Genomic DNA, 23,277 nt, shown 5'->3' with positions numbered 1-23,277 from the left:
CCGGCTCCGCCCAGCCCGACCACTCCTGCCCCGGCCGCGCCCGCCCTCACCACCTCCCCGCTCACCCCGCCCCACCCCAACCCCCTAGGGGCGCGGGGAACTGCGCGACAAGCCCCCACGCACCCGCACCCTGCAAAGAACCCGAATCACCCACCCCCGGTGCAGCGCCCCGCGCCCCCATCGCCCTTCAGCCCCGTACAACGTCACCGCCGCACGACACCCACCAGCCCTGCCACACCCGTAGTACCCGGCACGAGCGCAGCCCCTAGCACCCTCGGAGTACCGAGCACCCCCGTACACCCCGGCACCCCTGCCCTACCCGTAGTACCCCTACGCCCCTCCACCCCCGCACCCCACACCCCCCTCCCGGTCTCCACCCCACCCGGCCCCGGCCCCCTCTCCACCCCATCCCGCTCGCCGGCCCCCTTCCCCACAGTCCAACGCAACCCCTCCTCCCCCCTGAACCACGCTCTCCCCACCCTCACCAAAACCCCCATCGCACCCCCGCCCACCACACTCGCCGCCCCCGCCACACGCCCCTCCACCCCACCCCCGCCGTACACCGCATCCCCCTCCCAGTCACCCCCACCCCCCGACCCGCCACCCCCGTACTCCTCCACCACAACCGCCAACGCCAGCAACCCCCCACCCCCGGCCTACGAGGCAATCCCCGCAGGCCAGTTCGACCCCCGAGACCTGACGGACTTCCAGCTGGACGAACTCGTGCACCGGATCATCGGCCGCATCACCCGCCTGATCCGCACGGAACTCCGCCTGGACCGCGAACGAATCGGCAAACTCCGCGACCCCCGCCACTAACCGGAACCCGGAACCCGGAACCACCCCCCCGACGCACCACCCACCACGTACCGCCCCCGCCCCCAACGCAAAAGCAGAAAGGCAGGCCCACCCCCGATGTCCCGCCTCGACCCGGGCTCCACCATCTGGTTCACCCTCAGCATCGACGGCGAGAGCCTCGGCTACTTCAACGGGTGCGACGGGCTGTCGTCGACGGTGGAGATCGAGCACCGGCAAGAGGGCGGCAACAACGGCTTCGTCTGGCAACTCCCCACCCGTGTCACCTTCTCCACCATCCGGCTGACCCGCCCGCTCACCCCGGACACCGCGAAGGTCGCCAAGTGGATCTCCTCCGTGCAGACCGGGATCAAGCGCCCCACGGGCCAGATCGCGGCGCTGCGCGCGGACGGTTCGGAGGTCGCGCACTGGGGGCTGATCGACGTGCTGCCCGTCAGCTGGCAGGGCCCCTCCCTCGACCCGTCCGGGCCAGCCGTCGCCACCGAGGTCCTGGAGATCGCCCACCACGGATTCACGGACTGAGCGGGGGCGAACGAGACCATGGCCACCACCAGCAGGGGCGCCGGCAAGAGCCTTGTCCGGGCCAGCCTCGCGATACATGAGCCACCTGTCGGGGGCAGCACCACCCCGGGCGGGCTCATCAAGACCTTCGCCTTCGACTTCAACCCCGCGCAACTGTCCCTCACCCGCCGCGCCCAGTGGAAGACGACCCCCGCACAGATAGAACGGGACGGTTCCCTCCCGGAGTTCATGGGTTCGCAGCCGCGTGAGATGGGCGTGGAGATCTTCCTCGACTCCTCCGACGAACCGACCAGCAACTCCGTGCTGAAGAAGGTCGAGTCGCTCCTCGCGTGCTGCGACGTGACCACCAAGTCCATTGCCGCCAAACAGCCTTCACCGCCGTGGGTCGTGTTCCAGTGGGGTTCCTTCTCCACCGCCCGCTTCACCGCCTACGTCTCCTCCGTCGAAGCCGCTTACTCGCTCTTCGGGACGACAGGCGTCCCCATCCGCGCCACTTGCCGCCTCCAACTGCACGAGATACCGAGCAACACCAAGGGCCAGAACCCGACTTCGGGCGCGCTCACCGCGCAGCGCGTCCACCGGGTCGTAGCGGGGGACTCCCTGCAGTCGCTGGCCTGGCGGGAGTACGGCGACTCCGCCGCGTGGCGGGCGATCGCCGAGGCCAACGGGATCGACGACCCGACGCGGCTCGCGAACGGTGTCGAACTCGTGCTGCCGTCCGCCGAGGAGGTGCGTTCCTGATGGTGAAGTCCGCGTTCTCGAACGTCGTCGAGGTGAAGATCGGCGGCGCCAAGATCCCTTCCGAGTACGCCCGTTACCTCGTCGACAGCTACGTCGACCAGGGCGTCGGCGTCCCGGCCGCGTTCCGGCTCACCTTCCGGGACCCGTACCGGCTCATCCTCGGCAAGCTCGGCGTCACCTTCGGCACGAAGGTCGTCATCGCGCCGGTCGCCGACGGACAGGGCGCCTCCGATCCGCTGCTCACCGGTGAAGTCACGGGACTTGAGGCCGACTACGACGGCACCGGCACCTTCACCGTCGTGCGCGGCTACGACTTCGGGCACCGGCTGCTGCGCCAGCGCCGGGTGGCCGCCTACCGCAACCAGAGCGCGTCCGACATCGCCCGCAAACTCGCCGCCCAGGACGGGGTGCCGATCGGGAAGATCACCTCGACGCGGACCGTGTACGAGTTCATCTCCCAGTCCAACGTGACCGATTGGGACTTCTTGGCGCGGCTCGCGGACGAGAACGAGATGGTCATGTCGGTCGACGCGGACGGCAAGTTCCAGTTCGTGGAGCCGAAGCCGTCGTCCGGTGCGCCGTCGCCCGAAACCGACGGCGACAAAAGCCCGTTCGTGCTCCAGGCCGGGCACGACATCCTGCGGCTGCGGGCCGCCGTGACCGCCGCCGACCAGGTCGGCACGGTCGAGGCGCGCGGCTGGGACGTCACCACGAAGAAGAAGCTCACCGCCACCTCGCCCGGAACGTCCAACCCGGCCATCGGAATTGGCACCACGCCGGGTGCGGCGGCCGGCAAGTTCAAGACGGCCAAGCTGGTCGAGACGGGCACGCCCTACGACAAGCAGAACGAGGTGAAGTTCGCCGCCGCCGCGCTCGCCGACGACGTGACGTCCTCCTTCGCCGAGCTGGAGGTCGTCGCGCGCGGAAATCCCAAGCTGCGCCCGGGAGTTCCGGTCGCGCTCGCGGACGTGGGCCCACCCTTCGAGGGCAAGTACACGGCCACCTCCGTACGGCACGTCTTCGGCGACGGCAAGCACTACGAGACCTGGGTGACGGTCAGCGGACGGCAGTGGCGTTCGCTGTACGGGCTCGCCTCGGGCGGCTCGGAGACCGCGCCCCGGCTGCCCGGTGTCGCCAACGCCCTGGTCACGGACGTCAATGACCCGCTGAAGCAGGGGCGGGTGAGGTTGCAGTTCCCCTGGCTCGACGACACGTACGTCAGCGACTGGACGCGAACTGTCCAGTGGGGCGGGCTCGGTGGGGGCGGGATCTTCCCCATGGACGTCAACGACGAAGTGCTGGTCGCCTTCGACCGAGGGGCACTTGACCATCCGTTCGTGATCGGCGGGCTCTACAACGGCAAGGACAAGCCGACCGTCGTCGGCGATGTGCCGCTGCACGACGCCGTACGGAAGAAGGCGAGCCGGCACACCGTCTCCGACCGGGACGGCAACCGGATGGACCTGCTCAGCCAGAAGACCGGCGGACGTAAGCAAGGCGTCCGACTGGCCTCTGGGGACAAGCAGTTGACCATCACCCTGGACCGCACGAACACCGAGATCGTGGTGGACAGCAAGGGCGAGGTCACCATCAAGGGCAGCCGCTCGGTGTCGGTCGAGGCCGGTACCGATCTCACTCTCAGCGCCCGGCGCAGCCTCACGATCAAGAGCGGAGGGCCGCTGAACATCGAGGGACGTGGGCTGATCAACGTCAAGTCGACCACCGGGGCGATCACGTTGGACGCGATGGGTGTCCTCAACATGAAGGCGCTCGGCAACGCGATGCTCACCGCGGGCGGGAGCGTACAGGTCAACTCCATCGGCAACGTGGGCATTCGGGCCATCACCGTGCCGATCATGGGCGTGGTCACCCTCAACGGCCTTGTCCCGATGGTGATTCCGGCATGACCGGCCGACGGGGCATGGACATGAGCGGCCCAACAGGCGGGGACATGAGTGGCCCAACGGGCAAGGAACGGGCGGGTGTTGTCTGATGGCCGAACAGTTCGTGGGCTCCGGATGGTCGTTCCCGCTGCGCATCGGGCCGACCGGCGGTATCGCACTGGTCAGCGGGGAACGCGAGGTCGAGGAGGCGATCCGGCTCGTGTTGTCGACCGCGCCGGGTGAGCGGCCGATGCGCCCCGACTTCGGCTGCGCGATCCACGACCTGGTGTTCGCGCCGGTCAACGAGCAGACCGCGGGCCGGATCCAGCACGAGGTGCACGTCAGCCTCGACCGCTGGGAGCCGCGCATCGAGGTCGACGACGTCGAGGTCACCGCGGGCACCGAGCAGAGCGTGCTGTACATCGACGTCCGCTACTCGATCCGCGGCACCAACAACCCGCGCAGCCTCGTCTTCCCCTTCTACGTCATCCCGTCCCACGACGAGCCGGACACCTCCGGTACGCCCGGCACGGCTGCTGAAAGCGACAACTGACCGATGGCCCTGCCCTCCCCGAACCTCGACGACCGCCGCTTCCAGCAGTTCGTCGACGACGCCAAGCGCTACATCCAGCAGCGCGCCCCGGAGTGGACCGACCACAACGTCTCCGACCCCGGCGTCACCCTCGTCGAGACGGTCGCGCACATGGCCGACCAGATCGTCTACCGCCTCAACCGGGTACCGGACAAGAACCACTTGGCCTTCCTGGACCTGGTCGGCATCACGCTCTTCCCGCCGTCCGCGGCCCGCACCGACGTCACGTTCTGGCTGTCGGCGCCCCAGGAGGAGGCCGTTCAGGTGCCGCTGGGCACCGAGGTCGCGACGATGCGCACGGAGGGCGAGGAGGCGGTGGTCTTCGCCACCGAGCGCGAACTCGCCGTAGTGCCCAGCGCGTTGAGGCATCTCGTCGTGCAGCACCGGGGCAAGCAGGTCGTCGACCGGACCCACGACCTGGCCGAGGGCAACCACGTCATGTGCTTCGCCGAGTCGCCCGACCCCGGTGACTCGATGCTGTTCGGGCTGACCGCCGCCGTCCCGCACTGCGCCCTCGTCCTCGAACTCGACAGCCGCGTCGACGGAGTCGGCGTCGACCCGCGCCAACCGCCCCTGGTGTGGGAGGCGTGGACCGCCGACGGCTGGCAGGCGTGCGAGGTGGACCGGGATGGCACCGGCGGTCTCAACCGCCCCGGCGCGGTCGTCCTGCACGTCCCCGGCGGCCACAGCCTGTCCCGCAACGGCGGCCAGGAAGCGGGCTGGCTGCGCTGCCGGGTCACCGAACCCCACTCCGACCAGCCCTTCTACACCACCTCGCCGACCGTCCGCTCCGCCGAGGCCTTCACCATCGGCGGCACCACCACCGTCGTCCACGCCGACACGGTCTACGACGAGGCGCTCGGCGAGTCCACGGGCCTGCCCGGGCAGCGGCTGCGGCTCTCCCACACACCGGTCGTCGGCGACGCCGTACCCCTGCTCCTCCAGACCGCCGAGCGCGACGGCTGGACGGACTGGCAGGTCGTCCCGCACTTCGCCGCCTCCGGCCCCGACGACCGCCACATCACCCTCGACGCGGCCACCGGCGAACTCGCCTTCGGACCCGCCGTCCGCGAACCCGACGGCTCCCTGCGCCAGTACGGCATGGTCGCCCCCAAGGGCGCGGTGATCCGCGCCCGCCGCTACCGCACCGGCGGCGGCCGGGCCGGCAACGTGGCACGCGGCGCCGTACAGATCCTGCGCAGCTCCATCCCGTACGTCTCCGAGGTCGTCAACCGCGAGGCCGCGCGCGGGGGAGTGGACGGCGAGACCGTCCAGGAGGCCAAGACCCGCGCCCCGATCACCCTGCGCGCCCAGGAACGGGCGGTGACCCTCCGGGACTACGAGGAACTGTCCCGCCGCGCCGCCCCCGAGACCGCGCGCATCACCTGCCTGGAGGGCGACGAGGAGGAGCACGGGGCCTACGCCGTACGGGTGTTGGTGGTCCCGCAGGCCGTACCCGACCCGGGCGGCCGACTGCGCTTCGAGCAACTCGTGCCCGGGGACGCCCTGTTGGACCGCATCACCCGGCATCTCGACGAACGGCGGCTGATCGGGACCCGGTTGGCGGTCGGGCCGCCGTTCTACCAGGGCGTCACCGTCGTCGCCACGGTCCACGCCTTCCGGGGTGTCGACACCGACCGGGTGCGCCGCCAGGCCCACGACGCCCTCTACCGCCACCTCGACCCGCTCACCGGCGGATCGGACGGAAAGGGCTGGCCGTTCGGGCGCCCGGTGCAGTCCGGGGAGGTCTTCGCGGTGCTCCAGCGCGTACCCGGCGTCGAGTTGGTCGACGAGGTCGTCCTGCACCCCGCCGACCCGCTCACCGGCAAGCGCGGCGACCCGACCGACCGCATCGACCTGGAGCGGCCGTCGCTGGTGTTCTCCTTCGACCACCGCGTCCGCGTGATCGGAGACGGCGCGTGAACATCAGCAGCGCGAATCTCGCCAACTCCCGCCAGGGAGGCGTGTGTTGAGGGGATCAGTTGACGGGCTCGGCTCGTCCGCACCCATCGGAGCGATGCTGCCCGCCGTGTTCGCCGACGACGACCTCGCCCAGCGTTTCGTCGCCGGGCTCGACGAGGTCGTAGCACCGATCCTGAGTGTCCTGGACTGCCTCGACACGTACTTCCGGCCGTCGCTGGCACCCCTCGACTTCGTTCAATGGCTGGGGAGTTGGGTCGGTGCCGAGACCGACGGGAGCGAACCGGAGGAGCGGCTGCGGGCCGCCGTAGCCGCAGCGACGTACCTCCACCGCATTCGCGGCACCCGGCGCGGACTGGCCGAGGCCGTCCGGCTCGCCTTCGGGTACGAACCGGAGATCACCGAGAGCGGCGCCGCCGACTGGAACGCCCGCCCCCTCGGGCCGGTACCCGGCGAACGCAGCCCCCGGCTCCACGTCCACCTGCGGCTGCCCGCGCCGACCACCCTGGACACCCACCGGCTCGACGCCCTCGTGGCGGCGGCCCGTCCCGCCCATATGCCGTACACGGTCCAGGTGACCGCCTCCGTGCTCCCCGAAAGGAACCCCGAGAGATGACGACCACCCAGAGCTGCGCCGAATGCGGAACCCGCGCGGAACCGGGCCAGTCGTTCTGCGACGCCTGCGGTGCCGTCCTGAGCTGGACGGACCGCGCGGGCGCCCGCACCGGGGCCCCGGCCGAACGCGGCGAGGCAGCCGACGGCGGTGACGCGGGCTGGGACGCCTTCCCCCAGTCCGACAGCGCAGGCCCGCCCCGCACCCGCCGGGACACGCTGAGCACGAACGAGCCGTCAGGGCAAGGGAGTTCGGGCTCGGACGACCCCGCCGCCCGACTCGACGCCCTGTCGCTGCGCCTGGACGCCCTCGCCGCCGGCGGCTCGTACGACCCGGTCGGCGCGGGCACCCGTCAGGAGCCGGCGAGCGGCGAGGCGAACGGCGGCTCTACGACCCCGCACGCATCCGGCGCCGCTACGACCCACCCGTCCGGGAGCTCTACGACCCACCCCGCACCCCACCCGGCCACGGACCCGGCACCCACGCCCGACGCGCCGTACGGTCACCGGGACGCGGGCACCGTCCCCCGTACCGCGTCCACGACCGACACCGCCCCCACCCAACCGGTCCCCGCCACCTCCCCGGAACCGGGACCGGACCCGGACCGGGAGTCCGAGGCCGAGCGCGCCCGGCGGCTCCTCGTCCCGGTCTCCGACCCGGAGCCCCGCCCGGCCCCCTCGGTGGCCCCGGTGCTGCCCGGCCGCCCGGTCGCCGCGCGCCCCCAGTCCGTACGGGCACCCGGCGTCGAACCCGGCGCCGCCGGCGGAGTGCCCTGCCCCTGGTGCGCCACGGCGAACCGCCCCGACCGGCACTACTGCGCCCGCTGCGCGATGCCCATGGCCGGCGACGAGCGCGCCCCCGGCCGGCTGCCCTGGTGGCGGCGGCTGCTCGCGTTCCGCAACGGCGAGATCCCGTGGGCGGGGGACCGGCCCCGGCTGCGCCGCACCTTCGACCGCGTGCTGAGCTGGCTCGGCGCCGCGATCGTGCTGACCCTGCTGATCGTGCTGGCCGTCAACATCCCGGGTGCCGTGGACGCGACCAAGGACCACTTCGCCAAGCGCGCCCCCGTCTACCCGGACCGCGTCAGCGCCTCGCGCTCCTTCCCGGGCCACAAGCCGGAGTTGGCCTTCGACCGGCTGAACAACACCTGGTGGGGGCCGGGCGTGAGCCAGGCGGGCACGGGGCAGTGGCTGGAGGCGCAGTTCGACGAACCGACGCGGCTGCTGGACCTGATGATCACCCCGGGTGTCTCCACCCGCCCCGACCAGATCGGCCAGTCGGCGCTCCCGCACCGGATCCAGGCGGTGATCACCACGGCCAAGGGCAAGACGATCACCCGCGAGATCACCCTGGACCAGGGGGCGGGAGCCCAGCGCCGCTCCTTCCGCGTCGGCACGGTCACGTCGGTCCGCTTCACCATCGAGTCCGCCTACGGAACCTCCGGGAGCAAGCAAGTGGCCATCGCCGAGATCGAGTTCTTCGGCCCGTCGAACTCGGGCAATTCCTGACGGGCAGTCAATAAAGCGGCCCGTGCGGTGATTTACGCATAGTCGGTCGCGGGGACCGTGCCGTAGCGGCTCATCGTCTCGATCGTCGACTCGGTGTTGAACTCCCGGCCGCCCGCGATCATGTCCCGCAGGTCGCGGAAGTACTGCACGAACAGGTCGGGCGTGAAGGTGTTGATCATCGCCGCCGGTTCGTCGCCGGGGTTGGCGAAGGTGTGCGGGGCACCCGGCGGGATCATCGCGAGGGTGCCCGCCGGGGCGATGTGCACGGTCTCGCCGACGGTGAAGTGCACGGTGCCGGAGACGACGTAGAAGCCCTCGTCGTGCTGGGCGTGGCGGTGCTGCGGCGGGCCCTGGGTGTGCGGGGCGAGGGTGATCTCGCCGATGCCGAGCCGGTGGTCGGTGGTGCTGCCGTCCTCCAGGATGCGCATCGTGACCGGGCCCAGCCGGATCGACTCGCCGTCGTCCGGACCGACCACGGAAACCTCGTTCATCGCCGACTCCCTTGTGTGTGGCGCCAGTTGTGCGCTCGTCGCGGTGGCGCGCCCTACGGACGCTAGTCGGGCACCTCTCGTTATGCAAGCTCACTCTTACAATGAGAGCTGAGCGTGATAATGTAGGGGTGACGGACGACAGCGACGAGCGAATACGGGGAAGTGACGCACCGATGGCGACAGCACAGACGGACACGGGCCGCAGCAACCAGAAGAAGCGCACCCGTACGGCGATCGTCGAGGCGGCCCGGGGGCTGATCGGCACGGGCAGCGAGGTGACGATGCCCGAGGTCGCCCGCGTCGCCCTGGTCTCCGAGGCCACCGCCTACCGCTACTTCCCCGACCTGCCGTCCCTGATCGGCGAGGCCCTGGCCGGCGTCTGGCCCGACCCCGTCGACGCGCTTGGCCCGGTCGCCGACTCCCGCGATCCGGTCGAACGGATCGCGTTCGCCTGCGAGTTCCTGCTCCGCGGCACCCTGGCCCGGCAGGGCGGGGTGCGCGCGATGATGGCCGCGACCATCGTCCGCCCCGACGCGGCGAACATGCGCCCCGGCATCCGCTTCGGCCTCATCGACCACGCCCTCGCCCCCCTGACGGCCACCCTCGGCGAGACCGACCCGGACGCGTTCACCCAGCTCAAGCGGGGCCTCGCGGTGGTCATGGCCTCGGACGCCCTCTTCACCCTCACCGACCAGTGCGGCCTCACCCCCGACGAGGCGATCACCAGCGCCGTAGCCACCGCGAAGACCCTGACGGAGGCGGCGGTGCGCAAGGCCGCGGAGGCGGCGGAGAGTTAGCGGGGCCTGCGCACCGAGCTCTCAACTGTCCTTTGTTCCTACGCGCCGGGCTTTCAACTGCCCTTTTTTCCTAAGGCGGTTGGGTCCGTCGCCAGCCAGTGGCCGTCCGTGGTCCAGCCGAGGAGTCGGCGGGCGCGGCCCTCGTCCGCCGTGCCGTCGGGCGCGAAGGTGCCCCCGTCCGCGACCAGCCGCAGCCCGGCCAGTGCGGGCGGGAGACGGCCGGTGACGTGGGCCGGGTGCCGGGTCACCTCCGCGTCCAACTCGTCGAGTACGCGGCGCTGTTCGGCGGGCGGGCAGAGGGACAGGTGGAACACCAGCTGCCGCCAGGCGTACGCCGTGTCCTTGATCGTGGGGTACGGCCACGGGTTGCGGTGCACCCGGGCCGTCAGTCGGCACACGGTGCCGAAGCAGCGGCGCGCCAGGTCGGCCCACCCGGGCTCGGGGGCGATGCCGACCCGGTGGACCAGTGTGGCCAGGTTGTGCGTGGTGAGGATCTGGGACTGCTCGATCACCTTGCCGTTGGCCGCCACCCGGGACCCGGACGAGGAACCGGACATGGAACCGGACGTGGACCGGTCCGGAGCCGAGGACGCCGCCGCGGCCCGCTCCGCGCACAGTCGCGCGAACCCCGGGGACGTACGGGGTCCGGCGCCGTTTGCCCGGCCCCGGTCGGCCGATTCGGTCGCCTCGGTGATCGCGAGGTCGCGGATCGCCCCGTAGTCGATGCCGTAGTACCGCTCGTACAGCGAACCGCCGAGCAACTCGCCCGCGATCCCGGCCGCCACAAGGAACTTGGGGCCGAAGGCGTCCATGAAGATGTCGGCGGCCAGCTCCTCCACGAGCGGGGCGCCGAGCTTCGACTGGCGGGCGAGGACGCCGAGTTCGCGCACGAGCGGGTTGGGCAGGATCGTGCCGGGGAACGCCCGCACGGCCAGCTCGCCCAACTGCCTTAGCAGCAGCGCCGTTTCGGCCGAGCCGTCGCCGCGCTGAGCGGACACCGCCCGTACCCAGGGCAGTTCCTCGATTCGGACCTGTCGCTCCAGGTTGAGGAGGAGCAGCGAACGGCGGTTGCGGAACGCGCGGTAGTTCGCGGCCATCAGCGTCCGGAGCGTCGCGTCGTCGTAGCTCCGCGCGGTGGCGACGGCGACCAACTGCGGTACCAGTGCGGCCAGTACCTCGGCCGAGGGGACAACTCCCCGCTCCACGAGGGTGGATACGGGTGCGCTGAGTGCGCCTTCGACCACCTGCCGCAGCACGGGCGGGAGTTGGGCACCGGCGGGCAGGCCGGTCTCCCGCTGCTCCGGCTCGGAGACCGGGGCGAGTACGCGTGCGAGGTCGGCGATGCCCGACTCCTGGGGCAGCCCGGCGAGGCGGCCCACCAGCACCTGCGCCAGGGCGTGGTGGGAGGGGAGCGCGGCCTGGGCCCGCTGTACGCGGCGCAGTTCCGTGTGCGGGACCGAGCCCGGCAGACCGCGCCGCCGTACCATCGACGCGACGGCGTGCCGCAGCAGCCCGAGCCGCCGCGCGTCCAACGTCCGCCCGGCGACGGTCTCTTCCAGCGCGCCACGCAGAATGCCCAGGTTCTGCTTGGGATTACGGTGCTTCCCGCAGTGGGTGTGCTCCTCGGCCAGCTGCCGGTATCGGCTCAACAAACCGGCGCCGCGCTCCAACCAGGCGGCGTCCGGGGCGAGTTCGAGCACCCGGCCGCCCTCCCCGCCCGCCGTCTCCAGCCAGTGCGAGAGCAACTCGTCCCCGAACGGCTGCCATACGGCGAGCGCCTCGCGCTGGGTCTCCACGGCCGCGTTGGGACGCCGCCGGACGAGCCGGTCCACGGTGTCGGAGACGGTACGGCGGTGCAGCGCGTCGGTGACGTCCGGCGCGGGTCGGCCGGTCGACGGGCGGGGCAGGAACCGGAGTTGATCGGCGAACGGCTCCAACTCCGCGACCAGGTCAAGGGCGGCGGCCGTCTCCCCGTGCCGTACCAGCCACGCCATGGTGAGCAGCGCGCCCTCCTCGGGCACGGTCACCTCGTACCGCCCGCTGTTCAACTGCCCCCACAGCCAGGTGAGTCCGCTGTCGGTGAGACAGTGCGCGAACAGCGCCCGCCGGTCCGCGGGCACCCCGAACCGCTCCGCGAGCCGCGTCTCGTACGGCTGGAGCGGGCCGCCCGCGCTCGGGGTGCCCGTGGCGAAGCCGCCGTGCACCACCTCGGGGGTGACCCAGGCGGGGAGCCCGGCCACCGGAGTGCGCGAACCGATCGACAGCAGGCCGCCGGCCATCCCCGCGAGCACGGCACGCCAGCGCCGCACGCGGCCCTCCGCGCGCCGCCGGGTGTCGGCGTCCTCGTGGGTGAGCGCGGTCGTGAAGGCCTTGGCTAACTGGCCCTGGGCATAGCCGGGGGCCGCGGTGAGGTGCTGCTGGTCAGCGTCGTCGTCCATAAGCCGACGTGGCAGGTCCTGCCCCTGCGCCCTCCGGGATAAGAGCCCGGTGCTCTGCTGCTGAGCTACACGCCGATGAGCAGGGACGTTAGACGCGGAAGGGGCCGTCGTACAAGGGGATTTCGACGGACAAGGGGTGTCGATGTACGGGAGGGATGTCGGTCATAGCACCTTCCGGTGGACCAGCGCCGACAGCATCAACGCCCCCGGCAGCAACGGTACCCACACCGTCAGGACGCGGTAGCCGATGACGCTCGCCGTGGCCAGGTCCATGGGGGCGCCGAACGCGACCATCGTGAACACCGTCGCCGCGTCCACGGGACCGATCCCGCCGGGTGCCGGCACGGCGCCGACCGCGGTGCTGGCGGCGAGGAACGCGAGGACGACCTGGGCCCAGGACAGAGGCATGCCGAGCGAGGCCCCGACCGAGAAGATCACGGTGGCCTGCAGTACCGGCGCGGCCGCCGCCCCGCCCCACAGGGCGAGGATGCGGCTGGGCATGGTGTGCAGCTGCCGTACGTCGGTCAGGGCGGTGCGGAAGCAGCGCAGGACCGGGCGGCGCAGCGGGGGGACGACGGCCAGGAGCAGGGCGGCCGTGCCGAACGCGATGCCGAGGCCGCCGAAGGCGAGGACCAACGACCAGCCCCGCGGGACGAGTTGGCCGAACCTCAGCATCTCGGGGAAGGTGATGAGGAAGGCGATGAGCACGAGGGTCTTCGCGATCGGCCTGACGAGCGAGTACAGGGCGAGCGAGGCGGTGGCGCGGGCGAGGGGGATGCCGCGGCCCTGGAGGAAGCGCAGCGTCACGGCGTGGGCGCCGATGCTGGCCGGCAGCGCGTGGTTGGCGGCGCCGGCCGCGAACTGCGAGGCGATCAGCAGACCGGTCGGCAGCCGCTCGGGCACGGCGCCCTGGCGGACGAGGGCTGCGGTGCCCCAGCCGAGACAGGTGAAGAAGAACGCGGCGAGCAGCCACCAGGGGTCGGCGGAGGCGAGCCGGGCCGTGCCGTCGTACATGGCACGCCAGTCGACCGCCGCCCACACCGCGATCAGCAGCAGGGGCAGCAGGGTCAGCACCTTCGTGGCGAGGCGCGCCGCGGAGGGGAGACGGAAGGGGACGGGGGCGGGAGTGGGGCCGGCGGTGGAGGCGGGGAGCGGCCCGGGGATGTCTTCGAGCGGAAGCAGGGACACGAGGCGAAACGTTCCCCTCCGGTATGACGCCGCGGTGTCCGGAAGCGGAAGGCGCGCGGGCGGGTGGGCGACGCGGACGGCATACATGGCGTGAATGGCATGGTTGCCGCGGGGGTGCGGTGCGGGTGGGGCGCGAGTGAACGCTCATCCGCATCACCTGTGTCGGCACGGGGCCAGTCCTCTGTGTCATCCCCGTGCCGGGCCCGCGCCACTCCAGATCATTCGAGTTCATTCCAGTTCATTGCCTGAATCAACAATCCATCGGTTTGTTGACTTTCGGCTGATCGAGCCATTTGAATTCCATTATGACCCACGCCGAGCGTTCGTCCGCCGCCGCAACCGCCCTCCCCGTCGACCTCGACGAGGCGGCCCACCGCTGTCTGGTCGCCGGATTCGACGGCGCGACGGCGGTGCCGCACACGCTCAAGCGGCTCATCGACCGCGGCCTCGGCGGAGTCATCCTCTTCACCCGCAATGTGCGCGACGCCGAACAGGTGCGCCGGCTCACCGACGAACTCCGCGCCATCCGCCCCGACTTGATCGTCGCCATAGACAACGAGGGCGGCGGCATAGGCCACTTGGTGAACGCCGGTGCCCCGGAGGTCCCCGGCTCCTACGCCCTCGGCGTCGTCGACGACCCGGCCCTGACCGCCCGTTGCGCCGACGCCCTCGCCGGTCACCTCGCCACACTCGGCATCACCGCCTCCTACGCCCCGGTCGCCGACCTCCAGCACCAGCCGCGCAACCCGATCGTGCGTACCCGCTCCTTCGGCGCCGACCCGGACCTGGCCGCCCGCCATCTGCGCGCCTGGATCACCGCCACCGACGTCCGCGGCATCGCCTCCTGCGCCAAGCACTTCCCGGGTCACGGCGGCACGATCACCGACAGTCACCACGGCATCGCGATCGACCCGCGCCCGTACGACGAACTCCTCGTCGACCTCGCCCCGTTCCGCGCCGCCATCGACGCGGGCGTGCCGATGCTGATGAGCGCGCACGTCGTCTTCCCGGCCCTCGACGCCAACCGCCCCGCCACGCTGAGCCGCCGCATCCTCGGCGATCTGCTCCGCCTCGAACTCGGCTTCGACGGCGTCCTGGTGAGCGACGCCCTGGAGATGAAGGCGATCGCCGACGCGTACGGCGAGGCCGCCGGGGCCCGTATCGCCCTCGCCGCCGGAGCGGACCAAGTCATCGTCGCCGTACCGGACTTGGAGGTCACCCTGGCCTGCCGGGACGCCGTGCTCGACGCGCTGCACTCACGCGTGCTGCCCGAGGAGCGGGTCCGGGAGGCGGCGGGCCGGGTGCAACGCCTCGCCGAGCGGTACGCCACCCCGCGCCGGACGGTCGCCGCCTGGGACGCGGACGCCGGCCTGGAGGCGGCCCGCCGCGCGGTACGCAACCGCACCCTGCCGTCCGCGCTGCGCGGCGCCCACGTCGTCGACCTGTTCCCGGCCCCGCACCCCGCCCTGAACTGGGGCGGCGAGGACCTCCTCACCGAACTCCGCGCGATCGACCCCACGGCCACCGGCACCGCGCTCACCGAGGAACCGGCCGACCCCGGCGCCCTCGTCGACGGCATCGCACGGACGGGCGCGCCCCTGGTCGTCGCCACTTCCGACGCCGGCCTGCACCCCTGGGAGGCCCGGCTGCGCGACACGCTCGCGGCCTGGCGACCCGACGCCGTACTGGTCGACACGGGGCTGCCGGAGGGCGGCGCCCTCTGCTCCTACGGCCGGGGGAAGGTCAACCTGCGAGCGGTCGCGGAGGTCCTGGCGGGCACGTGACCGTCACGTCGGCCGTACGACTTCCTTGATGCCGCGCGCCGCCAAGTACCCTGCGTCATCTGCCCGTTCGGCCAGCACCACCGCCGGCCGGAGACCCTCCTCGCGCAGCCGCATCCACTCCTCGAAGTACGCGCCGCCCGGCCCCGACACCGAGCGGGTGCCCGGGGTGCAGTCCAACACCAGCGCGGTGTCGCGGAGTTGGACGGTGTGCGGCTCGGCGATCGCTTCGGCGAAGGCCTCGGCGATCGGCTTGGGGCGGCCCGCCGAGTCGAACAGGCCCAGCGTGTATTCGAGTTCGGGGTAGTCGGCGAGCGAGCGGTCCACATCGTGCGAGCACCACCAGGTCACACCCCACAGCCCCGCGCACTCGGCCGCGTTGCGCACGGTCGCCCGCGCGAACTCCGGGGCGTCGGCCGCCGGGATGTGCGGTTCGGGCGCGCCGGTCTCCTGGACCCAGACGGGACGGTCGGGGTCGGTGGCGTACGCCTTGGCCAACTCCGTTCCGTACTCGGCGAGATGGAGCACCTGCGGGGAGCGCGGGCCGTAACGGCGGGCACAGTCACCGGAGAACACCCACGGGTGGACGGTGGTCAGATCACCCTTGCGGGCCGAGGCCTCCGGCGTGAACGGGTGGTCGTCGCCGTACCAGGCGGCGTCGTACGCGGAGTGCGTGACCAGGCGGTCCGGCGGCAGGTGTTCGCGCGCGGCGGCGAGCAGGGTGTCGAGGTAGTGGTCCACCTCGGCCGCCGTCACCGGGTTGTGCTCCACCAAGTTGTTGAGCTCGTTGCCGAGTTGGAGGCCGATCAGGTTCGGGCGGTCGGCGAGGGCGCGGCCCAGCGTGCGCATCAGCTCCGCCTGGGCGGTGATGGCCCCCGGGTCGGTGAAGACGTTGCGGTGGTGCCAACTGCGGGTCCACTCCGGGTAGAAGTCGAAGCTCGACAGATGGCCCTGGACACCGTCCACGAGCACGTCGAGACCCGCCTCGCCCGCCAGGTCGACGAGATGCACCAGCTGGTCCACGGCGGTCCTGCGGATGAACGTGCGGTTGGGCTGGAGCAGCGGCCAGAGGTGGAAGACGCGGACGTGATCCAGGCCGAGCCCGGCTATCTGGGCCAGATCCTCGCGGATGTGCGCCGGGTCGAAGTCGTGCCAGGAGTGGAACCAACCGCGGCGCGGCGTGTAGTTGACGCCGAAGCGGAGCGTAGGAATGGGATCCTCCCCAGGTCCGGTCTTGCTTCTTGTACTGCGTGCTCTTGTACCGCTTGCTCTTGTACTGGGCGAATGTATCAACCACCATAGTCAGTGATGAGCAATGATTTGAACCAAGAATTCACCGGTGACTTCGTCGTCGGCCTCGACGCCGGTGGCACCCGTACCCGCGTCGTCCTGGCCGCCGCCGAGGACGGGCGCCCGTGCGGCGAGGGTGCGGCCGGCCCCGGCAACGCCCTGACCGTCCCGGTCCCGCGTCTCACCGACCACCTGGTGGAGGCGATCGGGCAGGCCGTCCCGGCGGCGGCCCGCGCCCGGGTGGTCGCCGTGTCCGGCGGCTTCGCCGGCGCCACGGCCGCCTCCACCGAGGAACCGGGACACGTCAACGCCCGCGCCGCCCTCACCGCCGCGCTGCGCCGCCTCGGCATCCCGGCCGACCGCGTCCGCGTCTGCAGCGACATCGAGGCCGCCTTCGCCTCCGCCCCCGGCACCCCGGCCGACGGCCTCGCCCTGGTCGCCGGCACCGGCGCGGTCGCCCTGCGCATCACCGACCGCCGCACCACGACCAGCGTGGACGGCGACGGCTGGCTCCTCGGCGACGACGGCAGCGGCTTCTGGATCGGCCGGAACGCGGTAAGGGCGGTGCTGCGCATGGCGGACGGACGCGGCCCTACGACCGTGCTGGCCGGGTCCGTCGGACAGGCACTCGGGGTACCGGACGAGGTCCTGCCGGGCGACGGCGCCTGGTCCCGCGCCGACCGCGAGGCCTACCGCATGCACGTCCTCCCCGCCGTGATGGCCGAACTCCCCATCCGCCTCGCCCGGTTCGCCCCGCTGGTGGTCGAGGCGGCGGGGGAGAAGGACACCGTGGCGGAAGGCATCCTCGACGAGGCGGCGGACCAACTGACCGACACGGTCAGGGCGTTGGAGCCGGGCCCGGGTGAGCGAATCGTCGCCACCGGCGGCCTGCTCGGCCCCGACGGCCCGCTGACGACCCCCCTCACCGCCCGCCTCCACGCCCTCGGCCTCACCCTCGACTGGGTACCGGACGGCTGCCGGGGCGCGGTCGCGCTCGCCCGGCTCGCGTACGGCGGTGACGGCCGATGACCGACGCCACCACCCCCGTCTACCGTGACCCCAACGCCCCTATAGGCGTGCGGGTTTCCGACCTCCTCGCCCGGATGACCCTCCGCGAGAAGGTCGGCCAGCTCAACCAGCGGATGTACGGCTGGAACGCCTACCGCCGCACCCTCGACAGCCCCGAGGGGTTCGAACTCACCGACGCCCTCCGCGCCGAGACCGACCGCTTCGCCGGACTCGGCGCGCTCTACGGCCTGTTCCGCGCCGACGCCTGGTCCGGCGTCGACCACTCCAACGGCCCCGGCGCCCAAGACAGCGCCGCCCTGGCCGAGTTGGTGCAACGCCACGTCATCGCGAGCAGCAGGCTCGGCATCCCGGCCCTGTTCGTCGAGGAGGTACCGCACGGCCACATGGCCCTGGGCGGCACCGTCCTCCCGGTCAACCTGGCCGTCGGCGCCACCTGGGACCCCGACCTGTACGAGCGGGCCGCCGCCCACGCCGCCGCCGAACTCCGCGCCCGTGGCGGCCACTTGGCCCTCGTCTCCGCCCTGGACATCGCCCGCGACCCCCGCTGGGGCCGCACGGAGGAGTGCTTCGGGGAGGACCCACACCTCGCCGCCCGCCTCACCGAGGCGCTCGTGAGGGGCATGCAGGGCGACATGACGGCGGGGTCCGCGAGCGACCAAGTCCCCGTCGCAGACGCAGGGTTCGCGCCGGACAAGGTGCCGGTCACCGGAGCCCGCTTCGCTCCCGACAAAGCCCCCGTCGTCCTCAAGCACTTCGCCGGCCAGGGCGCCACCGTCGGCGGCCGCAACTCTGCCGAGTCCGAACTCGGCCTCCGTGAACTCCACGAGATCCACCTCCCCGCCGCCCGCGCCGGAGTCCGCGCAGGCGCCGCCGCCCTCATGTCCGCGTACAACGAGGTCGATGGCCTGCCCTGCTCCGGCAACCACGCCCTGCTGACCCAACTCCTGCGTGACGACTGGGGTTTCGAGGGCCTGGTCATGGCCGACGGCCTCGCCGTGGACCGCCTGGCCCGCATCACCGGCGACAAGGTCTCGGCAGGCGCCCTCGCCCTCAACGCCGGTGTCGACCTGAGCCTGTGGGACGAGGGCTTCACGCATCTGGAGGAGGCGGTCGAGCGGGGGTTGGTGAGCGAGGAGACCCTCGACACGGCTGTGGCCCGCGTGCTCCGCCTGAAGTTCCAACTCGGGCTCTTCGAACAGCCCTACGCCACACCCGAGTTGTCGCCCCCGAACCAAGGCCGGGAACTGAGCACCGCCCTCGCCCGAGCCGCCGTCACCCTCCTCCACAACGACGGCGGTGTCCTGCCCATCCCGGCAACCGCCTCCCGCATCGCGGTCATCGGCCCCCAATCGGCCACCACCGCCCACCAGTTGGGCGACTACACCGCGCCCCAACACCCCGGCACCGGTACCAGCGTCTTCGACGGCCTACGCCAACTCGCCCCGCCCGGCACCGACATCCGCCACGCCTCCGGCTGCGCCCTCACCGGCGATGACCTCTCCGGCATCCCCGAGGCGGTCGCGGCGGCCGCAGCCTCCGACCTGGCGGTGCTGGTGCTGGGCGGCAGCAGCGCCCGTACCCCCGACACGGACTTCGACGCCAACGGGGCCGCACGGAACGCCGTTTCGGAGATGACGTGCGGCGAGGGCGTCGACCTCGCGGGCCTGAGCCTGGGCCGGGCCCAGCACGCCCTCCTGGACGCGGTCACCGCGACCGGCACACCCACGGCGGTCGTCCTGATCCAGGGCCGCCCGCACGTCGTCCCCGAACATGCCGGCGCCCTGCTCACCGCCTGGTACCCCGGCCCGTGGGGCGGCGAGGCCATCGCCGAGGTCCTGCTCGGCCGAGCCGAACCGACCGGCCGCCTGCCCGTGTCCATCCCGCGCTCGGTGGCCCAACTCCCCGTCTACTACAACCACAAGGACACCGAGTACGGCGGTTACGTGGACGGCGACGCCGAGCCGCGTTACTCCTTCGGGCACGGGCTGTCGTACACGAGCTTCGAGTACGGTCCGCCGCGCGTAGCGGGGGACATGATCGAGGTGGACGTCACCAACACCGGTAAGCGGCACGGGCGTTCGGTCGTCCAGGTGTACATCCGGCGGCTGATCACCCCGGTGTGGCCGCGCACGCTCGAACTGCACGCCTTCCAGGCGGTCGAGTTGGCCCCGGGGGAGCGCCGTAGGGTGGAAATCCGCTTCGGCACCGACCAGTTGGAGCAGGTCGGTGCCGTGGAGGTTCGGGTCGCTCAGTCAGCCCGGGCGGCGCTCGTCGCGGAACCCCTCGTCGTACACCTCAGAGTTTGACCGCTCCGGCCGACACGCCCTTGTAGAACCAGCGTTGGGTGATGACGAACAGGACCAGCACCGGGATCACCGAGATCACCGAACCGGCCATCACCACGCGCTGGTCGTAGCCGAACGACGAGCTCTGCAACCGCGAAAGGCCCAGTGTCAGCGTCATGTGGTCCTCGGAGCGGAGGACGATCAGGGGCCAGAGAAAGTCGTCCCAGGCGCTGATGAAGGTGTTGATGGTGACCACCATGATCGCGCCCCACGCGGACGGGAGATAGAGGTAGCGGAAGCGCTGCCACTCGCTCGCGCCGTCCAGCATCCCCGAGTCCTCGATCTCGCGCGGTACCGCGAGGAACGCGCCGCGCATCAGCAGGACGTTGATCGCGCCGACGAAGCCGGGCAGCCACACGCCCACCACGCTGTCGACCAGGCCGAGGTCGCGGATGCTCAGGAAGAGCGACACCATGATCGACTCGAAGGGGAACATCATCGAGGCGACGAGGAGGATCCAGACCGCGCGGCGGCCCTTCCAGGCGGGCTTGGACAGCATGTAGCCGGCGGTCGTCGAGAAGAGCAACTGGCTTGCCACCGACAGGAGTACGACGATCAGGCTGTTCCTGATGTACGTCACCACCGGGACCTGGCTGAAGACCTCGCGGTAGGCGTGCAGGGTCGGGTGGTGGGGCAGCAGGGAGGCGTTCGCGCCGAAGACGTCCTCGCCGGTGCCCTTGAGCGAGGCCAGGAGCTGCCAGATCAGCGGGCCGACCGTGAGGCCCAGGACCAGCAGCAACAGGAGGTAGCGGACGAGGAGTTCGCGGGGGCGGCCGTAGTCGCGCCAACGCGGAGTCAGGCGGCGGGACTTGGGGCGTACGGCGGTCGTCGTCATGACTCGTCCTCCTTCGTGAGGCGCTGCGCCAGCAGGGTCAGGCCCAGGGTCAGGACGAACAGCGCGACGCTCACCGCCGAGCCGTAGCCCGCGTTGCCGGTGATGGGGTCCAGGCCGACGTCCCGGATGTAGAAGGGCAGCGTGCGGTCGGCGCCGCCGGGGCCGCCGGTGGAGCTGCCGAGCATGTAGATCTCGGTGAACACGCGCAGCGAACCGATGCCGGTGAGGGTGCCGACCAGCATCATCGCCTGCCGTACGCCGGGCACGGTGATGTGCCAGAAGCGGCGGGCGGCACCGGCGCCGTCCATGGACGCGGCCTCGTGCAGCTCTTTCGGAACGTTCCCGAGGGCGGCCAGGTAGAAGACCATGTACCAGCCGAGGCCCTTCCAGAGGGTGAGGCCCATCGCGGAGAGCAGGATCAGCCAGGAGTCGGAGAGGAAGGGGATCGCCGACCGGATCAAGTGGGCTTTCTCCAGCCAGGTGTTGACGAGTCCGTCGTCCGCCAGCAGCCACTGCCAGCTCAGGCCGACGACCACGCTGGAGGCGAGCACCGGGGTGTAGAAGGCGGAGCGGAAGAAGCCGATGCCGGGGAGGTTCTTCTCCACCAGGACGGCCAGCAGGAGCGGCAGCAGCACCATCAGCGGGACGACGATCACGGCGTACAGGACGCTGTTGCGGGTCGCCAGCCAGAAGTCCGAATCACCCATCATCCGGGTGTAGTTGGAGAGCCCGACGAAGTTCGCGGCACCGCCGAGCGGCTTGGCGTTCGTGAACGACAGCAGCAGCGTGTTGAGGAACGGGAACACCCCGAACACCGCCGCGCAGACGATCGCCGGCGCGGTCCACAGCCAGGGCAGCCACCAACGGCGGTACAGGGCCGCCCCGTTGGCGCCGGGGGCGGGACCGGGGAGGACGGCCCGGGCGAACTTGCGTATGCGGGACGTGCCCGGTGCGGAGACGACGGCCTCCGCACCGGGCACGGTCACCGGCTTCGCGGTCTGCGTCGCCACCATCAACCAGCCTGCTTCAGCAGCTCGTTGGCCTTCGCCTGAGCGTCCTTGACGGCCTGCGCCGGGCTCTTCTTGCCCTGCATGGCCAGCTGCACCTGCGAGACGATCGCGTTCTGCACGGCCGGGGAGAGGTTGGTCTGGTAGGCCGTGGTCGTCTTGAGCTGGTCGGCCACCAGCTTGCGGGCCTGTGCGAACTGGTCGTTGCCGCTGACCTTCTGGAAGAACGGGTCGTTCAGCGAGGTGGTCGTGGTCGGGAAGATCACCACGTCCGGGTCCTTGGCCCAGGCCGTCTGGTTCTCGGCGTTGGTGAGGTACTCCGCGAACGCCAGTGCCACGGGGGCGTGTTTGCTGGTCGCGGCGACCGAGATGTACTGCGGGGCGCCGGTGGTGTGGCCGAGCGCGTCGAAGGGCTGCTGCCCGACCGCCGTCTTGGCGTAGATCGAGGGGCTGTTCTGCTTCACGAACCGCACATAGCTCGGATTGGTCGAGCCGTAGGCGACCTTGCCCTGCGTGTACGGCGTGGACGGGTCGTTGCTGGAGGACAGCGAGTCCTTCGGCATCGCGCCCTCCTTGTACAGCTTCGCCATCCAGGCGACCCACTGCGTGGTGCGCGGATCGTTGGCGAACACGGCCGATTTCCCGTCGCTGGAAAGGGTCTTGATGTTCATCTGGTCGAAGTCCGCCGGGATGCGCCAGATCGGGTTGGCCATCGTCGCGTAGTACTTGCCCTTGGCCGACTTGGCGATCTTCTCGTAGTCGGCGAACAGTCCGAAGATCGTCGTCGGTGGCTTCGCGGGATCGATCCCGGCCTTCTTCAACAGGTCGGTGTTGTACGTCAGGACGATGCCGCCGGTGTACCAGGGGAGCACGGTGTGCAGTGCGGAGCCGGAGGCGTCCTTGAAGGTGCTGGACTTCCAGAACGCGGGGACGAACGGCTTGCCGACCGAGGGGTCCTTGACGCCCAGGTTGAGGAGATAGCCCGCCTTCGTCAGTGCCGTCGCCGTCTCCGCGTTGAGGTTGAGGACGTCCGGCAGCGTGCAGGCCTGGGCGTCGGCCACGGTGCGCTGGGTGAAGGTGTTGTCGCCCGGATCGTCGATCCACTTCACCGACGTCCCGGGATGCGCCTTCTCGAAGGACTTGATCACCCCGTTGAAGAAGGTCCCGAAGTCCTTCTTCAGGTTGGTGGTCTGGAAGGTGATGCTGCCCTTCACGTCGCCGGTGAGCTTCCCGGACCCGACGTTGCCCTTGTCGACCTTGCAGCCGCCCGCCGTGGAGTCGCTGTCGCCCGAGCTGCCGGACAGCCCGCAGCCGGCGGCCGTCAGGGTCAGGACGATGATCCCCACCATCGATCCGGTCAGTCTTCCTGTGCGCATCGCTGCCCTCCTGAGCATCAGCCAACAGCTGGTTCAATTAACCAACTTCGACTCCGATTGATGAAAAGGTGGACCAGAATTCATCGGAGGTCAATGGGTTCCCAT

18 protein-coding genes and 1 tRNA gene are annotated in these 23,277 nt (G+C 71.2%); 11 read left to right on the top strand and 8 right to left on the bottom strand.

The genetic code is table 11. The features are described 5' to 3' along the window. The first annotated feature begins 915 nt into the window (after window positions 1–915). From ACIBK4_RS22260 to ACIBK4_RS22230, 7 genes are all read left to right on the top strand, one after another. Window positions 916–1,338 carry a phage tail protein gene (locus tag ACIBK4_RS22260; protein WP_033281422.1) on the top strand — a complete coding sequence of 141 codons (423 nt, stop codon included), beginning with the start codon at window positions 916–918 and terminating at the stop codon, window positions 1,336–1,338. Between the two features lie 18 nt (window positions 1,339–1,356). Continuing rightward, complete coding sequence (locus tag ACIBK4_RS22255; protein ID WP_318019426.1) at window positions 1,357–2,079, top strand: LysM peptidoglycan-binding domain-containing protein; 723 nt, start codon at window positions 1,357–1,359, stop codon at window positions 2,077–2,079. After that, entirely contained in the window at window positions 2,079–3,986 is a 1,908-nt protein-coding gene (locus tag ACIBK4_RS22250) for a VgrG-related protein (RefSeq protein WP_398996702.1), read from the top strand. The genes ACIBK4_RS22255 and ACIBK4_RS22250 overlap by 1 nt, the downstream gene beginning before the upstream one ends. Window positions 3,987–4,071: 85 nt before the next feature. Then, window positions 4,072–4,515: a GPW/gp25 family protein gene (locus ACIBK4_RS22245; RefSeq protein ID WP_019062855.1), complete on the top strand. Its 444-nt coding sequence runs from the start codon at window positions 4,072–4,074 to the stop codon at window positions 4,513–4,515. A 3-nt stretch (window positions 4,516–4,518) separates the two neighbouring features. Then, window positions 4,519–6,477: a putative baseplate assembly protein gene (locus ACIBK4_RS22240; protein ID WP_398996700.1), complete on the top strand. Its 1,959-nt coding sequence runs from the start codon at window positions 4,519–4,521 to the stop codon at window positions 6,475–6,477. Between the two features lie 46 nt (window positions 6,478–6,523). Beyond that, entirely contained in the window at window positions 6,524–7,090 is a 567-nt protein-coding gene (locus ACIBK4_RS22235) for a phage tail protein (RefSeq protein ID WP_398996698.1), read from the top strand. After that, window positions 7,087–8,595, top strand: coding sequence for an NADase-type glycan-binding domain-containing protein (locus tag ACIBK4_RS22230; RefSeq protein WP_398996696.1), 1,509 nt, complete (start codon window positions 7,087–7,089; stop codon window positions 8,593–8,595). Before ACIBK4_RS22235 ends, ACIBK4_RS22230 begins: the two co-directional genes overlap by 4 nt. A gap of 32 nt (window positions 8,596–8,627) precedes the next feature. Here the strand turns inward: ACIBK4_RS22230 and ACIBK4_RS22225 are convergent, their stop codons facing one another. After that, entirely contained in the window at window positions 8,628–9,086 is a 459-nt protein-coding gene (locus ACIBK4_RS22225) for a cupin domain-containing protein (RefSeq protein ID WP_398996694.1), read from the bottom strand. A 173-nt stretch (window positions 9,087–9,259) separates the two neighbouring features. Here ACIBK4_RS22225 and ACIBK4_RS22220 point away from each other — a divergent pair, with 173 nt between their 5' ends. After that, a complete protein-coding gene (locus ACIBK4_RS22220; protein ID WP_398996692.1) occupies window positions 9,260–9,883 on the top strand; it encodes a TetR/AcrR family transcriptional regulator in 624 nt (207 codons plus the stop codon). 53 nt (window positions 9,884–9,936) lie between these two features. Here ACIBK4_RS22220 and ACIBK4_RS22215 read toward each other — a convergent pair whose 3' ends face one another. From ACIBK4_RS22215 to ACIBK4_RS22205, 3 genes are all read right to left on the bottom strand, one after another. Then, the gene (locus ACIBK4_RS22215; protein WP_398996690.1) at window positions 9,937–12,321 is read right to left on the bottom strand and encodes a hypothetical protein; all 2,385 of its coding nucleotides are present in this window, start codon (window positions 12,319–12,321) and stop codon (window positions 9,937–9,939) included. Window positions 12,322–12,324: 3 nt separating this feature from the next. Next, window positions 12,325–12,396 (bottom strand) — tRNA-Lys (locus ACIBK4_RS22210). Window positions 12,397–12,483: 87 nt separating this feature from the next. Beyond that, a complete protein-coding gene (locus ACIBK4_RS22205; protein ID WP_398996688.1) occupies window positions 12,484–13,509 on the bottom strand; it encodes a YbhN family protein in 1,026 nt (341 codons plus the stop codon). A gap of 305 nt (window positions 13,510–13,814) precedes the next feature. Between ACIBK4_RS22205 and ACIBK4_RS22200 the strand changes: the two genes are divergently transcribed. After that, a complete protein-coding gene (locus ACIBK4_RS22200; RefSeq protein WP_398996686.1) occupies window positions 13,815–15,293 on the top strand; it encodes a glycoside hydrolase family 3 protein in 1,479 nt (492 codons plus the stop codon). A 3-nt stretch (window positions 15,294–15,296) separates the two neighbouring features. Here the strand turns inward: ACIBK4_RS22200 and ACIBK4_RS22195 are convergent, their stop codons facing one another. Then, window positions 15,297–16,583 carry a glycosyl hydrolase gene (locus ACIBK4_RS22195; RefSeq protein WP_398996684.1) on the bottom strand — a complete coding sequence of 429 codons (1,287 nt, stop codon included), beginning with the start codon at window positions 16,581–16,583 and terminating at the stop codon, window positions 15,297–15,299. 15 nt (window positions 16,584–16,598) lie between these two features. On the opposite strand from ACIBK4_RS22195, the gene ACIBK4_RS22190 reads away from it, so the two are divergent. Both ACIBK4_RS22190 and ACIBK4_RS22185 read left to right on the top strand, forming a co-directional pair. After that, window positions 16,599–17,609 carry an N-acetylglucosamine kinase gene (locus ACIBK4_RS22190; RefSeq protein WP_398996682.1) on the top strand — a complete coding sequence of 337 codons (1,011 nt, stop codon included), beginning with the start codon at window positions 16,599–16,601 and terminating at the stop codon, window positions 17,607–17,609. Then, window positions 17,606–19,915: a glycoside hydrolase family 3 N-terminal domain-containing protein gene (locus ACIBK4_RS22185; protein ID WP_398996680.1), complete on the top strand. Its 2,310-nt coding sequence runs from the start codon at window positions 17,606–17,608 to the stop codon at window positions 19,913–19,915. Before ACIBK4_RS22190 ends, ACIBK4_RS22185 begins: the two co-directional genes overlap by 4 nt. On the opposite strand, the gene ACIBK4_RS22180 is transcribed toward ACIBK4_RS22185, so the two are convergent. Genes ACIBK4_RS22180 through ACIBK4_RS22170 form a run of 3 tightly spaced genes read right to left on the bottom strand, consistent with a single transcriptional unit; the run spans window position 19,905 to window position 23,172 of the window. Continuing rightward, entirely contained in the window at window positions 19,905–20,789 is an 885-nt protein-coding gene (locus ACIBK4_RS22180; RefSeq protein WP_398996679.1) for a carbohydrate ABC transporter permease, read from the bottom strand. The genes ACIBK4_RS22185 and ACIBK4_RS22180 overlap by 11 nt on opposite strands. After that, the gene (locus ACIBK4_RS22175) at window positions 20,786–21,802 is read right to left on the bottom strand and encodes a carbohydrate ABC transporter permease (protein ID WP_398996677.1); all 1,017 of its coding nucleotides are present in this window, start codon (window positions 21,800–21,802) and stop codon (window positions 20,786–20,788) included. Before ACIBK4_RS22175 ends, ACIBK4_RS22180 begins: the two co-directional genes overlap by 4 nt. Continuing rightward, a complete protein-coding gene (locus ACIBK4_RS22170) occupies window positions 21,802–23,172 on the bottom strand; it encodes an extracellular solute-binding protein (RefSeq protein ID WP_398996674.1) in 1,371 nt (456 codons plus the stop codon). The genes ACIBK4_RS22175 and ACIBK4_RS22170 overlap by 1 nt, the downstream gene beginning before the upstream one ends. Window positions 23,173–23,277: the final 105 nt, after the last annotated feature.

It is taken from the genome of Streptomyces sp. NPDC050528, assembly GCF_044457795.1.
Lineage (GTDB): Bacteria > Actinomycetota > Actinomycetes > Streptomycetales > Streptomycetaceae > Streptomyces.
The sequence above is the reverse complement of the archived record's forward strand: the minus strand, read 5'-3'. Positions and strand labels throughout refer to the sequence as shown.